This is a genomic window from Rheinheimera sediminis (assembly GCF_004005375.1).
Classification (GTDB): Bacteria; Pseudomonadota; Gammaproteobacteria; order Enterobacterales; family Alteromonadaceae; genus Pararheinheimera.
In genome coordinates, this window is record NZ_RZUF01000044.1 from 1 (window position 1) to 15,845 (window position 15,845).

At 46.7% G+C, this 15,845-nt stretch carries 12 protein-coding genes and 1 tRNA gene; all 13 read left to right on the forward strand.

The window, feature by feature from the left end:
- The first annotated feature begins 372 nt into the window (after nucleotides 1-372).
- Nucleotides 373-449, forward strand: a tRNA-Trp gene (locus EMM73_RS18990).
- A gap of 82 nt (nucleotides 450-531) precedes the next feature.
- Entirely contained in the window at nucleotides 532-906 is a 375-nt protein-coding gene (gene secE / locus EMM73_RS18995; protein ID WP_127688354.1) for a preprotein translocase subunit SecE, read from the forward strand.
- 15 nt (nucleotides 907-921) lie between these two features.
- On the forward strand, nucleotides 922-1,449 hold the full coding sequence (gene nusG, locus EMM73_RS19000) for a transcription termination/antitermination protein NusG (RefSeq protein ID WP_086003576.1): 528 nt from the start codon (nucleotides 922-924) through the stop codon (nucleotides 1,447-1,449).
- Nucleotides 1,450-1,572: 123 nt separating this feature from the next.
- A complete protein-coding gene (gene rplK / locus EMM73_RS19005; protein WP_053426135.1) occupies nucleotides 1,573-2,001 on the forward strand; it encodes a 50S ribosomal protein L11 in 429 nt (142 codons plus the stop codon).
- A gap of 3 nt (nucleotides 2,002-2,004) precedes the next feature.
- Nucleotides 2,005-2,706, forward strand: coding sequence for a 50S ribosomal protein L1 (gene rplA / locus EMM73_RS19010; protein ID WP_008899794.1), 702 nt, complete (start codon nucleotides 2,005-2,007; stop codon nucleotides 2,704-2,706).
- 307 nt (nucleotides 2,707-3,013) lie between these two features.
- Nucleotides 3,014-3,499: a 50S ribosomal protein L10 gene (gene rplJ, locus EMM73_RS19015; RefSeq protein WP_127688355.1), complete on the forward strand. Its 486-nt coding sequence runs from the start codon at nucleotides 3,014-3,016 to the stop codon at nucleotides 3,497-3,499.
- A gap of 75 nt (nucleotides 3,500-3,574) precedes the next feature.
- Nucleotides 3,575-3,940 (forward strand): 50S ribosomal protein L7/L12, encoded by a 366-nt coding sequence (gene rplL / locus EMM73_RS19020; protein ID WP_127688356.1) that lies wholly within the window; start codon nucleotides 3,575-3,577, stop codon nucleotides 3,938-3,940.
- A 176-nt stretch (nucleotides 3,941-4,116) separates the two neighbouring features.
- Entirely contained in the window at nucleotides 4,117-8,142 is a 4,026-nt protein-coding gene (rpoB, locus tag EMM73_RS19025; RefSeq protein WP_127688357.1) for a DNA-directed RNA polymerase subunit beta, read from the forward strand.
- Between the two features lie 79 nt (nucleotides 8,143-8,221).
- Nucleotides 8,222-12,403 (forward strand): DNA-directed RNA polymerase subunit beta', encoded by a 4,182-nt coding sequence (gene rpoC, locus EMM73_RS19030; RefSeq protein WP_127688358.1) that lies wholly within the window; start codon nucleotides 8,222-8,224, stop codon nucleotides 12,401-12,403.
- A 150-nt stretch (nucleotides 12,404-12,553) separates the two neighbouring features.
- Complete coding sequence (gene rpsL / locus EMM73_RS19035) at nucleotides 12,554-12,931, forward strand: 30S ribosomal protein S12 (protein ID WP_008899789.1); 378 nt, start codon at nucleotides 12,554-12,556, stop codon at nucleotides 12,929-12,931.
- Nucleotides 12,932-13,013: 82 nt separating this feature from the next.
- Nucleotides 13,014-13,484, forward strand: a complete 471-nt coding sequence (rpsG, locus tag EMM73_RS19040; protein ID WP_008899788.1) for a 30S ribosomal protein S7 — start codon at nucleotides 13,014-13,016, stop codon at nucleotides 13,482-13,484.
- Nucleotides 13,485-13,511: 27 nt separating this feature from the next.
- Complete coding sequence (fusA, locus tag EMM73_RS19045) at nucleotides 13,512-15,626, forward strand: elongation factor G (protein ID WP_127688359.1); 2,115 nt, start codon at nucleotides 13,512-13,514, stop codon at nucleotides 15,624-15,626.
- 53 nt (nucleotides 15,627-15,679) lie between these two features.
- Nucleotides 15,680-15,845 (forward strand): GTP-binding protein (locus tag EMM73_RS19050; RefSeq protein WP_261373501.1); only part of this gene is annotated, 166 nt, incomplete at its 3' end.

Sequence of the window (15,845 nt, forward strand, 5' to 3'; positions counted from 1 at the left end):
AAGTACTGGTTTAATAATCAGCACTTGAAAAGGGCTCCAAAGGGGCCCTTTTTTATATAGCTTTCGTACTTGAAGCTGCAGCTTTGTTAGCTGCGTGGTTTCGCACCAGTCACATAGGAAACTATGCTCCTGGCGTCTCAATCACTTGCCGTCTCTCTGCAACTCCAGTTACTTTGGCTATCTAGGTAGTATTTAAGGATGATGACTTGTTAGCTTAAGCCGGAAAATTCAGAACAACAGGCTTGAGTTCGACACAGCAAACCCTGATTAAATAGTTTCAAGTCGGATCCTTATCTTGTTTTAGTCGCCTAAGACAGTATAATGAGCGGCTATTTTTGCGGGACTGCTTTAGCAGTTGATGCAATATTCTGTAGGGGCGTAGTTCCAATTGGTAGAACAGCGGTCTCCAAAACCGATGGTTGGGGGTTCGAATCCCTCCGCCCCTGCCACTTATATTAGGCGCTAAGGTGTTTAGCACGTTAGTCGAAGTAGTAGCTTGTACCAACAAGCCATGGGAAAGTGAGTTAAAGCATGAATGCAACGAGTGAAACCCCAAAAGGCGGCTTAGATTTAGTGAAATGGCTAAGCGTCTTAGTTCTGCTGACCCTGATGGTCGCAGCCAACTATATATATGAGTTTTCTGCAGTGGAGAAAGCTGCAAGCATAGTAGTTTTAGTGGGTTTGGCTGCCTTTATAGCTGCTAAAACCAGCAAAGGCGCTGCTTTTCTTGAGTTTGCGAAAGAAGCCAGAACAGAAGTTCGCAAAGTCGTATGGCCAACCCGTCAGGAAACAATGCAAACCACTATTATTGTAATGGTTGCAACCTTGATCGTTGCATTATTACTGTGGGGCTTAGATTCTATTTTATTAAGCCTTGTATCATTTATCACAGGTCTGGGGATCTAAGTTATGTCAGGAAAAATGCGTTGGTATGTAGTTCAGGCTTTTTCGGGTTTTGAACAGCGCGTAGCGACTTCATTGCGTGAGCATATCAAGATCCAGCAAATGGAAGACAAATTTGGCGAAGTGCTGGTTCCGACTGAAGAAGTAGTGGAAATGCGTGCTGGCCAGAAACGTAAGTCTGAACGCAAATTTTTCCCTGGCTACGTATTAGTGCAGATGGAAATGTGTGAAGAAGCATGGCACTTAGTGAAAAGCGTGCCACGTGTATTAGGGTTTATCGGTGGTACTTCAGACCGCCCTGCGCCTATCAGCCAGAAAGAAGCTGACACTATTCTGAACCGTCTGCAGGACAACGCTGATAAGCCGAAGCCTAAGACTCTGTTCGAAGCTGGTGAAGTGGTACGTGTGACTGAAGGTCCATTTGCTGACTTTAACGGCGTAGTAGAAGAAGTAGATTACGAGAAAAGCCGCGTGAAGGTGTCCGTGTTGATTTTCGGTCGTTCTACTCCTGTTGAACTGGAATTTGGTCAGGTCGAAAAAGCCTAAGCAGAAATAGTTTGTAACGGGCCGCTGATTAAAATATAATCGCGGCCTTTTTTAACGTCAGGGGAGCCGTTTGAGTAAGTGTCCTCACACTTACGAGGCGAATACCCTAAATTGAGGTGAAACATGGCAAAGAAAGTCACGGCACTTGTAAAATTACAAGTTAAAGCTGGTATGGCAAACCCGTCGCCACCAGTTGGTCCAGCGTTGGGTCAACACGGTGTGAACATCATGGAATTCTGTAAAGGCTTCAACGCCCGTACAGAATCACTGGAAAAAGGCATGCCTATTCCAGTAGTGATCACTGTATACAGCGACCGCTCATTTACATTTGAAACCCGCACCCCACCTGCTTCTTTCTTATTATTGAAAGCTGCTGGTTTAAAAGGTGGTTCAGGCCGTCCTAATACCCAGAAAGTGGGTAAAGTGACTGTTGCTCAGCTGGAAGAGATCGTTAAGATCAAACGTGCTGATTTAACAGCGGGTAGCGACGAAGCAGCACTGAGCACTATTGCTGGTACTGCCCGTTCAATGGGCTTAGTGGTGGAGGGTTAATCAATGGCTAAATTATCAAAGCGTGCTAAATTAATCCGTTCAAAAGTAGATTCTACTCGTGAATACGCGATCAATGACGCAGTTGCGTTATTAAAAGAATTAACAGCTGGCAAGTTCGTTGAATCAGTTGATGTTGCCATCAACCTGGGTATCGACGCTCGTAAGTCAGATCAAAACGTTCGTGGCGCTACTGTGTTACCACACGGTACTGGCCGCACTGTACGTGTTGCTGTGTTCACTCAGGGTGCTAACGCTGAAGCTGCTAAAGCTGCAGGCGCTGACATCGTGGGTATGGAAGACTTAGCTGAATTAGTTAAGAAAGGCGAGATGAACTTTGATGTTGTTATCGCTTCTCCAGACGCAATGCGTGTTGTTGGTATGTTAGGTCAGATCTTAGGCCCACGCGGTTTAATGCCTAACCCTAAAACTGGCACAGTGACTCCAAACGTTGCTGAAGCAGTGAAAAACGCTAAAGCTGGTCAGGTTCGTTACCGTAACGACAAGAATGGTATCATCCATTCTACAGTGGGTAAGGTTAACTTCGACACTGACAAACTGAAAGAGAACATCGAGTCTCTGTTAGTTGCTTTAAAGCGTGCTAAGCCATCTGTAGCAAAAGGCGTTTTCATCAAGAAAGTGACCATTTCTACTACTCACGGCGCAGGTATCGTTTTAGACCAGGCTTCTTTAGACGCCAAAATCTAATTCAGTCCTCTGAAATAGCTGCTTTACAGGAGCGCGTGGTTATTTTATAATCTCGCGCTCAAAAATTCGGGTAGAAGCCGGGCTTTGTTTACAAAGTTTTCGGCTTCCGTCCAAGACCGTAGGTGCCACAAATCTTTTTAAGATACGTGGCTTAAAAGCACAACCTACGCAGACGGTGTTAGCCCCAGAAAGATTCCTATCAATCTGGCTCTCACCGTAAATCGCGCGTTAAACAGTAGTTCTTACTGCTTAACGTTGTGTAGGCAACCAGACAATACCGTCTGGAAGAACCAGGAGTTAAGAGCCAATGGCTATTAAGCTTGATGACAAAAAAGCGATCGTTGCTGAAGTTCAGGAAGCTGCCATAGGTGCTTTATCTGCGGTAGTTGCAGACGCTCGCGGTGTTACTGTAGGTAAAATCACAACTCTGCGTAAGCAGGCTCGTGAAGCTGGCGTGTGGATGAAAGTTGTCCGTAACACGTTAGTACGCCGTGCAGTAGCTGGCACCGAGTTCGAGTGTTTAAGCAACGCGTTCGTTGGCCCAACACTGATTGCATTCTCTAAAGAGCACCCAGGTGCTGCAGCGCGTATCTTCAAAGATTTCGCGAAAGAAAATGCTAAGTTTGAGCTGAAAGGCGCAGCCTTCAATGGCGCCACAGTAAGCATTGACGTTTTAGCATCATTGCCAACGCGCAACGAAGCTATCGCACGTTTAATGAGCACTATGAAAGAAGCAGCAGCCGGCAAATTGGTACGTACCATCGCCGCAGTTCGCGACCAAAAACAAGCCTAAGCGACGTAATTTTACGTTTTGTTTAGAATTAAAGTTTAATACGGGATACGTCCCCTTAATTTAGGAATCTGAGCAATGTCAGTTACTAAAGATCAAATCTTAGATGCTATCGCTGCAATGTCTGTAATGGAAGTTGTAGAATTAGTTAGCGCTATGGAAGAAAAATTCGGCGTTTCTGCTGCTGCTGCTGTTGCAGTTGCTGCTGGTCCAGCTGCTGTTGTTGAAGAACAAACAGAATTCAACGTAATTCTGGCAGCTGTTGGCGCTAACAAAGTATCAGTAATCAAAGCTGTTCGCGGCGCTACTGGTTTAGGCCTGAAAGAAGCTAAAGATTTAGTTGAAGCTGCTCCAGCTGCAATTAAAGAAGCAGTTTCTAAAGCCGAAGCTGAAGCTCTGAAGAAAGAGTTAGAAGAAGCTGGTGCTACTGTTGAAGTTAAATAATCTAGATTTTTCTAGATTATACGCCTGATTTCAGGCTAGGCTGGTGGTGAAATAACCACCGGCCTTTTTGCGCTGTGGGACATTGATTTTCCCCACCCTAATGTTGCCATGTCGGCGACATTCAAGCCGCCCCTCGAGGGTAGGTAGGGTAAAAAATCAGCTAGCTGAGGAACCCCATGACTTACTCTTATTCTGAAAAGAAACGTATCCGTAAGGACTTCGGCAAACGTCCACAAGTGTTGGATGTGCCATATCTGTTGTCGATTCAAATCGAATCGTTCAGCAAATTTATCGAACCTGATCCAGAAGGTGGATACGGCTTAGAAGCTGCATTCCGTTCTGTATTCCCAATTAAAAGCTACTCAGGTAGCGCCGAGCTGCAATACGTCAGCTACCGCATTGGCGAGCCGGTTTTTGACGTCAAAGAGTGCCAAATTCGTGGTGTGACTTACTCAGCTCCGCTGCGTGTCAAACTGCGCATGGTGTTATTTGATAAAGAAGTACCAGGTACAATTAAAGATATCCGTGAACAAGAAGTCTACATGGGCGAAATCCCGTTGATGACTGAAAACGGCACCTTTGTGATCAATGGTACTGAACGTGTTATCGTTTCTCAGCTGCACCGTAGCCCGGGCGTATTCTTCGACCACGACCGTGGCAAGACTCACTCTTCAGGCAAGGTTTTATACAATGCTCGCGTGATCCCTTACCGTGGTTCATGGTTAGACTTTGAGTTCGATGCCAAAGATAACCTGTTCGTGCGTATCGATCGCCGCCGCAAATTGCCAGCCACTATTTTATTACGTGCGCTGAGCTTAAGTACTGAAGAAATTCTAGGTACTTTCTTCGAAAGCACCCGTTTTGAAATTAAAGACGGTAAACTGTTGATGGAAGTGGTCGCAAACCGCTTACGTGGTGAAACAGCAGCTTTTGATATCAAAGACAACGATGGCGAAGTGATAGTTGAAGCCGGTCGTCGTATTACTGCCCGTCACGTGCGTCAGTTAGAAAAAACTGGCATGACACTGATGGAAGTTCCACATGAATATGTAGTAGGCCGCGTTTTATCAAAAAATTACGCTGACCGTTCAACCGGAGAGATTATTGCCGAGGCGAACGCAGAGCTCACATTGGAGCTGTTAGCAAAACTAGCAAAAGCGGGCTACGAAACTTTCGAAACTCTTTACATTAACGATTTGGACCAAGGTTCTTATATTTCTGAAACCATCCGAATCGATCCAAGTAGCAACCGTATGGAAGCATTGGTAGAAATCTACCGTATGATGCGTCCAGGCGAGCCACCAACGCGTGAAGCTGCTGAAACTTTATTTGAAAACCTGTTCTTCTCTGAAGACCGTTATGACCTGTCTACTGTAGGTCGTATGAAGTTTAACCGTCGTGTTAACTTTGAAGAAGGTACTGGTGTAGGCGTTTTATCCAAAGAGGATATCCTGGCTGTCATGAAGGTCTTAATCGACATTCGTAACGGTAAAGGCGAAGTGGACGATATCGACCACTTAGGTAACAGACGTATCCGTTCTGTTGGTGAAATGGCTGAAAACCAATTCCGTGTTGGTTTAGTTCGTGTGGAACGTGCAGTAAAAGAGCGCCTGTCTTTAGGTGATCTGGATGCTGTGATGCCACAGGATCTGATCAACGCTAAGCCTATTTCTGCAGCGGTGAAAGAGTTCTTTGGTTCAAGCCAGCTGTCTCAGTTTATGGACCAGAACAACCCACTGTCAGAAGTAACGCACAAACGTCGTATTTCTGCGTTAGGCCCGGGTGGTTTGACCCGTGAGCGCGCAGGCTTCGAAGTACGTGACGTTCACCCAACCCACTACGGTCGTGTTTGTCCAATCGAGACGCCAGAAGGTCCAAACATCGGTTTGATCAACTCGCTGTCTATGTTTGCTCAAACCAACGAATACGGTTTCCTCGAAACGCCTTACCGTCGTATTGAAGATGGTATTGTGACTGACGAAGTCGATTTCTTATCTGCGATTGAAGAAGGTAACTTTGTTATCGCTCAGGCGAACGCCGAGTTAAGCGCAGAAAACCGTCTGGTTGAAGATTTGGTACCTTGCCGTTACAAAAACGAATTCACCTTAATGCCGGCCGACAAGGTTCAGTATATGGACGTTGCACCACAGCAGATCGTATCTGTTGCTGCTGCTCTGATCCCGTTCCTGGAACACGATGACGCCAACCGTGCATTAATGGGTTCAAACATGCAACGTCAGGCCGTTCCTACATTACGTGCTGATAAGCCGTTGGTAGGTACTGGTGTAGAACGTGTTGTAGCTAAAGACTCTGGTGTAACAGTTGTGGCGAAACGTGGTGGTACTGTTGACTATGTCGACGCCAGCCGTATCGTAATTAAAGTACACGAAGAAGAAATGGTAGCCGGTGAAGCCGGTATCGACATCTACAACCTGACTAAATACACCCGTTCTAACCAGAACACCTGTATCAACCAGCGTCCATGTGTAAACCATGGTGAGCCGATTGAACGTGGTGATGTACTGGCTGATGGTCCGTCTACGGACTTAGGTGAACTGGCTTTAGGTCAAAACTTACGCGTAGCATTCATGCCGTGGAACGGTTACAACTTCGAAGATTCGATCTTGTTATCCGAGCGTTTAGTACAGGAAGATCGTTTAACCACTATTCACATTCAGGAACTGAGCTGTATCGCTCGTGATACTAAGTTAGGGCCTGAAGAAATCACTGCCGATATTCCAAACGTAGGTGAGTCTGCTTTATCTAAGCTGGACGAAGCCGGTATCGTTTACATCGGTGCTGAAGTGAAAGGCGGCGACATTCTGGTTGGTAAGGTGACACCTAAAGGTGAAAGCCAGCTGACTCCGGAAGAAAAACTGTTACGCGCTATCTTCGGTGAAAAAGCTTCTGACGTAAAAGACAGCTCATTACGCGTGCCTAACTCTGTCACTGGTACAGTGATCGACGTTCAGGTCTTCACCCGTGATGGCGTTGAAAAAGACAAACGTGCCCGTGAAATCGAAGAAATGGAAGTCAAACAGGCTAAGAAAGACCTGAATGAAGAATTCCGTATCCTTGAAGAAGGTATCTTCTCACGTGCCCGTAACCTGGTTGAAAGCACAGGCGTTGACCGCACTAAGCTGAACGGCTTACGTGGTGATGCTCTGTTAGGCTACAGCCTGGCTGATGAAGATAAGCAAAACGATCTGGAACAATTAGCGGCTCAGTACGAAGAAATCCGTATTGAATACGATAAGAAATTCGAAGCCAAACGTCGCAAGATTGTTCAGGGCGACGATTTAGCTCCAGGCGTTCTGAAGATTGTTAAAGTGTACTTAGCTGTGAAACGTCGTATCCAGCCTGGTGACAAGATGGCCGGTCGTCACGGTAACAAAGGTGTGGTTTCTACCATTGTTCCAGTTGAAGACATGCCATATGACGAAAAAGGTCAGCCGGTTGATATCGTACTGAACCCGTTGGGTGTACCGTCTCGTATGAACATAGGTCAGATCCTTGAAACTCACTTAGGCTTAGCGGCCCGTGGTATAGGTGACAAGATCGACGGCATGATCAAAGACCAGAAAGAAGTTGCGGAAATCCGTGAATTCTTGACCAAAGTCTATGCACTGGGTGAATCGCGTCAAAACGTTGATATCGCCAGTTTCACAGATGACGAAGTGCGTCGTTTAGCAGAAAACCTGCGCAAAGGTTTACCTGTAGCTACTCCAGTGTTTGATGGCGCCAAAGAAAGCGAAATCAAAGAGCTGTTGACTTTAGGTGACTTACCGACCAGCGGTCAGATCACATTGTACGATGGTCGTACCGGCAATACCTTCGAACGTAAGGTCACTGTTGGCTACATGTACATGCTGAAACTGAACCACTTGGTAGATGACAAGATGCACGCCCGTTCTACTGGTTCGTACAGTCTGGTTACTCAACAACCATTGGGCGGTAAAGCTCAGTTTGGTGGTCAGCGTTTCGGTGAGATGGAAGTGTGGGCTCTGGAAGCATACGGCGCAGCATACACGCTGCAAGAGATGTTAACAGTCAAGTCTGATGACGTGAATGGCCGTACCAAGATGTATAAAAACATCGTGGATGGCGACCACCGCATGGAACCAGGCATGCCAGAATCTTTCAACGTATTGATGAAAGAGATCCGTTCACTCGGTATCAACATCGAATTGGAAGAGGAATAACCCCGGTTAGCAAAACTAATCGAATTGTCCGGGGCGGTACGCCGCCCCTTGCTGGTTAACCTCTTACAGGAGAGCAAAGGTGAAAGACTTATTAAAGTTTCTGAAACAACAAACTAAAACTGAAGAGTTCGATGTGATTCGTATCGGCCTTTCTTCACCAGACATGATCCGTTCATGGTCTTTTGGTGAAGTGAAAAAGCCTGAGACGATCAACTACCGTACCTTCAAGCCAGAGCGCGATGGTTTGTTTTGTGCACGGATTTTTGGCCCGGTAAAAGACTATGAGTGTCTGTGTGGTAAATACAAACGCTTAAAGCACCGCGGTGTGATCTGTGAAAAATGTGGTGTTGAAGTCACTCTGACTAAAGTACGTCGTGAGCGTATGGGTCACATTGAACTGGCTAGCCCAACAGCCCACATTTGGTTCCTGAAATCACTGCCAAGCCGTATCGGTTTGCTGTTAGATATGACGTTACGTGATATCGAACGTGTACTGTATTTTGAATCTTATGTTGTGACCGAACCAGGCATGACTTCTTTAGAGCGTCGTCAGATGCTGACTGAAGAAGAATATCTGGACGTGCTGGAAGAGCACGGCGACGAGTTCGAAGCCAAAATGGGTGCAGAAGCAATTCTGGACATTTTACGTGGCATTGAACTGGCAACAGAGATCAAACAAATGCGCGAAGAGTTGCCAACCATCAACTCAGAAACCAAACGTAAAAAGATCAGCAAACGTCTGAAACTGATGGAAGCATTCCACACTTCTGGTAACAAACCAGAGTGGATGATCATGACAGTACTGCCAGTACTGCCACCAGATCTGCGTCCTTTAGTTCCATTGGACGGTGGCCGTTTTGCTACGTCTGATCTGAACGATTTATACCGCCGTGTGATCAACCGTAACAACCGTCTGAAGCGTCTGTTAGACCTGTCAGCTCCTGACATCATAGTACGTAACGAAAAGCGTATGTTGCAGGAAGCTGTGGATGCGTTGTTAGACAACGGTCGTCGCGGTCGCGCTATCACGGGTTCGAACAAGCGTCCTCTGAAATCTTTGGCCGATATGATCAAAGGTAAACAAGGTCGTTTCCGTCAGAACTTGTTAGGTAAGCGTGTTGACTACTCAGGCCGTTCTGTAATCACAGTAGGTCCTACTTTACGTCTGCATCAGTGCGGTTTACCAAAGAAAATGGCTTTAGAGTTATTCAAGCCTTTCATCTACGGTAAGTTAGAAGCCCGCGGTTTAGCCACTACTATTAAAGCGGCTAAAAAGATGGTTGAACGTGAAGAAGGCGCTGTATGGGACGTTCTGGACGAAGTTATCCGTGAACATCCGGTGCTGTTAAACCGTGCTCCTACACTGCACCGTTTAGGTATTCAGGCTTTTGAACCTGTACTGATCGAAGGTAAGGCTATCCAGTTACACCCATTGGTGTGTGCTGCATACAACGCCGACTTCGACGGTGACCAGATGGCCGTTCACGTGCCTCTGACCATTGAAGCTCAGTTAGAAGCCCGTGCGCTGATGATGTCGACGAATAACGTTCTGTCACCAGCGAACGGTGAACCAATCATAGTTCCTTCACAGGACGTTGTATTGGGTCTGTATTACATGACGCGTGATGCGGTAAACGCCAAAGGCGAAGGCATGATCTTTAAACATGCCAAGGAAGCTGAAAAAGCATTCCGTGCCGGTGTTGCCAGCTTACACGCCCGTGTCAAAGTACGTATCACTGAAGTGACCATTGCCGAAGACGGTACCCGTTCTTCAGTAACTGCAGTACGCGACACTACAGTAGGCCGTGCCATTCTGTACTCCATCATGCCGGAAGGCTTAGCCTTTGATTCAATCAACCAGGCTATGGGTAAGAAACAGATTTCACGTTTACTGAACGGCTCTTACCGTCGTATTGGTCTGAAAAATACCGTTATTTTAGCGGATCAGATCATGTACACAGGTTTCCATTACGCCATGTTGTCTGGTGTGTCTGTTGGTATTGACGATATGGTCATTCCGGCAGCTAAGGTTGATATCATTTCTGCTGCAGAAGCTGAAGTGGCAGAGATCCAGGACCAGTTCCAACAAGGTTTAGTAACGGCCGGTGAAAAGTACAACAAAGTCATCGATATTTGGTCAACTGCCAACGAAGCCTTATCTAAGGCGATGATGGACAACTTATCGAAAGAGTCAGTGGTCGATCGCGATGGCAATACAGTCACTCAACCGTCATTTAACTCTGTTTATATGATGGCCGACTCTGGCGCACGGGGCTCTCCAGCTCAGATCCGTCAGTTAGCCGGTATGCGTGGTCTGATGGCTAAACCAGATGGTTCAATCATCGAAACGCCAATCACAGCGAACTTCCGTGAAGGTCTGAGCGTACTTCAGTACTTCATCTCTACTCACGGTGCTCGTAAAGGTTTGGCGGATACAGCGTTAAAAACAGCAAACTCCGGTTACCTGACTCGTCGTCTGGTTGACGTTGCACAGGATTTAGTCGTAACTGAATCTGACTGTGGCTCAACAGAAGGCATCATGATGAAGCCACTGATTGAAGGTGGTGACGTTGTAGAGGGTCTGCGTGAGCGCGTATTAGGTCGTGTTGTGATCGGTGACGTGGTGGTTCCTGCAACTGGCGAAGTGCTGGTTGAAGACGGCACCATGCTTGACGAGAAGCTGTGTGATGCGATTGAAAAACACTCAATTGACGAAGTTTATGTTCGTTCTGTAATTACCTGTCAGACCAACTTTGGTGTTTGTGCCAAGTGTTACGGTCGTGATTTGGCCCGTGGCCATATCATCAATGCTGGTGAAGCTGTAGGCGTTATCGCCGCTCAGTCCATCGGTGAGCCAGGTACACAGTTAACGATGCGTACATTCCACATCGGTGGTGCTGCATCGCGGTCATCAGCTGAGAACAGCGTACAAGTGAAGAACTCAGGTATCCTGAAGTTACACAATGCGAAGTTCGTACGTAACAGTGACAACAAAATTGTTATCACTTCACGTTCAGCTGAAGTCACAGTGTTCGACGAGCAAGGTCGTGAGAAAGAGCGTTACAAGCTGCCATATGGTTCTGTGTTAGCCACAGATGACAACGCCAAGGTCACATCAGGCCAAATCGTTGCAAGCTGGGATCCGCACTCACACCCAATTATCGTAGAACGTGGTGCCAAGGTATCTCACAGTGATGTAGATGATACCAACACTGAAGTTCAGCAGGACGACCTGACTGGTTTAACCCGTACTGTGGTGAAAGACCTGTCCAAGGCCAATGCGAAAGAACCTAAGTTAATTTTAGAAATGGACGACGGTGCATTACAGGAAATCCGCTTACCGAGTTTCACCACTATTGAAGTGGCTGATGGCTCGAATGTAAAAGCCGGTGCTGTATTGGCTCGTATTCCACAAGAAAGCTCGAAAACACGCGACATCACGGGTGGTCTGCCACGCGTTGCCGACTTGTTCGAAGCCCGTAAGCCAAAAGATCCTGCCATTTTGGCGGAAATCTCAGGTGTGATTAGCTTCGGTAAAGAAACTAAAGGCAAACGTCGTCTGATTATCACGCCAGAGCAAGGTGATTCTCATGAAGAGATGATCCCGAAATGGCGTCAGGTGAACGTGTTCGAAGGTGAACGTATCGAAAAAGGTGAAGTGATCTCGGAAGGTCCAGAGTCACCACACGATATCCTGCGCTTACGTGGTATTCACCATGTAGCCAGTTACATCGTGAATGAAGTACAGGACGTATACCGTCTGCAAGGCGTTAAAATTAACGACAAGCACATCGAGACCATCATTCGTCAAATGCTGCGTAAATGTTTAATCATTCACCCAGGTGACAGTGAGTTCTTAGAAGGTGAAATGGCGGAAGTGTCACGCGTTAATATTGCAAACGCTGAATTGGAAGCTGCAGGTAAGATCCCTGCGAAGTACGAGCGGTCGTTGTTAGGTATTACCAAAGCATCACTGTCTACGGACTCTTTCATTTCTGCGGCGTCGTTCCAGGAAACAACGCGAGTATTAACAGAAGCTGCAGTCGGAGGAAAGTTCGACGAGCTGCGTGGCCTGAAAGAAAACGTAATTGTCGGTCGTTTGATCCCGGCAGGTACTGGTTTTGCGTATCACCAAAACCGTATCCGTCAGCGTCAACGTATCGCCAATGGCGAAGTCGCTGAACCGGCGATGAGTGCAGAAAGTGCTGAACAAGCTCTGACTGATGCTCTGAATATGGACTTGTCTGGCAACGACGAATAAGCCGAAGCCGCAGATTGGGATGGTCGCCAGCAAATGACCATCCCTTTTTGTTCCTTGACAGGTCAAAGGTTGACCAGTAGAATTCCGCAGCCCCAATTTTGGGTGCGGAATTTTCACGTTTATAGGTAGTTATTTAACCAGGAGTATTTAATGGCAACAATCAACCAGCTAGTGCGTAAGCCGCGCAGCCAGGTGGTCTCTAAGAGCACCGTGCCGGCGCTCGAAGCTTGCCCACAGAAGCGTGGTGTTTGTACCCGCGTATACACCACCACACCTAAGAAGCCTAACTCTGCATTACGTAAAGTATGCCGTGTTCGTTTAACTAACGGATTCGAAGTTACTTCTTACATCGGCGGTGAAGGCCACAACTTACAGGAACACAGTGTTGTTCTGATCCGTGGCGGCCGGGTAAAAGACCTTCCAGGTGTGCGTTATCACACCGTACGCGGCACTTTAGACTGTGCAGGCGTTAAAGATCGTAAGCAAGGCCGTTCTAAATACGGCGCTAAACGGCCGAAGAACAAATAACTTAACTCCGTTAAGTAAGGCCAAACTAAGTAACTTTTTTCATTAAAAGTTTTGGAATCCCCTGAAGCAATCGGAGTTTCGAATGCCAAGAAGACGCGTCATAGGTCAACGTAAAATCCTTCCAGATCCTAAATTCGGAAGTGAATTACTTGCCAAGTTCGTAAACGTCGTAATGATCGACGGTAAAAAATCTACAGCTGAATCAATTGTATACGGCGCATTAGACATCGCTGCGACAAAATCTAAAAAACCAGAGCTGGATCTGTTCGAAGTTGCATTAGACAACATTCGTCCTACTGTTGAAGTTAAATCACGCCGTGTGGGTGGTTCTACTTACCAGGTTCCATGTGAAGTTCGTCAGGTTCGTCGTAACGCTTTAGCTATGCGTTGGTTGGTTGAAGCTGCCCGTAAACGTGGTGAGAAATCAATGGCCCAGCGTTTAGCTGGTGAAATGCTGGATGCTGTTGAGAATAAAGGTTCTGCTGTTAAGAAACGTGAAGACGTTCACCGTATGGCTGAAGCGAACAAAGCTTTCGCTCATTTCCGTTGGTAAGACAGACCTTTTTAAGAGGATTCGATTGTGGCACGTACAACTCCTATTGAGCTTTACCGGAATATTGGTATTTGTGCTCACGTTGACGCGGGTAAAACCACGACAACTGAACGAGTTTTGTTCTATACCGGCTTGTCTCACAAGATCGGTGAAGTTCATGACGGCGCCGCCACGATGGATTGGATGGAACAGGAGCAAGAGCGTGGTATCACTATCACCTCTGCTGCTACTACGACCTTTTGGCGTGGTATGCAGGGCCAGTTCCCCCAACATCGTGTAAACATCATCGATACACCAGGGCACGTTGACTTCACTATTGAAGTAGAACGTTCCCTGCGTGTCTTAGATGGTGCTGTTGTCGTACTCTGTGGTTCTTCAGGCGTTCAGCCTCAAACCGAAACAGTATGGCGTCAGGCAAATAAATACGAAGTTCCACGTTTGATCTTCGTCAATAAGATGGACCGCACCGGCGCAAACTTCCTGCGTGTTGTGAAGCAAGCCCGTGACCGTCTGAATCACACCATAGTGCCTATTCAGTTACCTATTGGTTCTGAAGAGAACTTCCGTGGCGTGGTTGACTTGTTGAAAATGAAAGCAATCAACTGGAACGAAGCTGACCAGGGTATGACCTTCACGTACGAAGAAATTCCTGCGGAAATGCTTGCTGAGTGTGAAGAGTGGCGTGCGAATATGGTAGAAGCAGCAGCTGAAGCCAATGAAGAGTTGATGGAACGTTATTTGGAAGGCGGTGAGCTGACTGAAGACGAAATCCGTTCTGCTTTACGCCAACGTACTCTTTCTAACGAAGTAGTTCTTGTGCTTTGTGGTTCGGCATTCAAAAACAAAGGCGTTCAGGCGATGCTTGATGCCGTGATTGAATACTTACCATCACCGACTGAAGTCAAAGCGATCAAGGGTATTAACGAAGATGAATCAGAAGGTGTACGCCATGCTGATGATGATGCACCATTTGCGGCACTTGCGTTCAAGATCGCAACTGACCCTTTTGTCGGTACATTAACCTTCTTCCGTTGCTACTCTGGCGTGATTAACTCTGGTGACAGTGTCTATAACCCTGTGAAGCAAAAGAAAGAGCGTATTGGCCGTATCGTTCAGATGCACGCCAATGATCGTCAGGAAATCAAAGAAGTTCGTGCTGGTGATATCGCTGCCGGTATAGGTTTTAAAGATGTGACTACAGGTGACACTTTATGTGACCCAGACCACATCATCACACTGGAGCGTATGGAATTTCCGGAGCCGGTAATTTCTGTTGCAGTGGAACCAAAAACCAAAGCTGACCAGGAAAAAATGGGTATTGCTCTGAGCAAACTTGCTGCTGAGGATCCATCTTTCCGCGTTCATACCGACGAAGAAACCAGCCAGACTATTATTTCTGGTATGGGTGAGCTGCACTTAGAAATCATCGTGGATCGTATGAAACGCGAATTCAAAGTGGACGCGAACGTTGGTAAACCTCAGGTCGCTTATCGCGAAACTATTCGCGCCAGCACTGAAGTTGAAGGTAAATTTGTTCGTCAATCTGGTGGTCGCGGTCAATTCGGTCATTGCTGGCTGAAAATCGAACCTCAGGAAGAAGGCAAAGGCTATGAGTTCGTTAATGCTGTTGTAGGTGGGGTGATTCCAAAGGAATACATTCCGGCAATTGACAAAGGCATTATCGAACAGATGAAAAACGGTATCCTCGCAGGCTACCCTGTCATTGACGTAAAAGTTACCGTATTCGATGGTTCATACCACGATGTGGACTCGAACGAAATGGCGTTCAAAGTTGCCGCCTCTATGGGCTTCAGAAAAGGCGCACTGCAAGCTAAGCCAGTGATCCTTGAACCCGTCATGAAAGTTGAAGTGGTAACACCGGAAGACTTCATGGGTGACATCGTTGGTGACTTAAACCGTCGTCGCGGTATCATCAACGGTATGGAAGATGCTCCTGGTGGTATCAAGATCGTTGACGCTCAGGTTCCTTTGTCCGAAATGTTTGGTTATGCAACCAGCATGCGTTCATTGACCCAGGGCCGTGCTTCTTATTCAATGGAACCATTGAAGTATATGGAAGCACCAAATAACGTGACTGAAGCAATTATTGCAGCTCGTAGCAGTACTGGTAGTAACGATTAATCACTTAATTTGATCCACTTTAAGTTGGATCTATTTAACAGAAGGTAATTAAAATGGCTAAGGCTAAATTCGAACGTAATAAACCGCACGTTAACGTGGGCACCATCGGTCACGTTGACCACGGTAAAACTACTTTAACTGCTGCTATCACTAACGTACTGGCTAAGCACTACGGTGGTCAGGCGTTCGCTTTCGATCAAATCGACAAAGCGCCAGAAG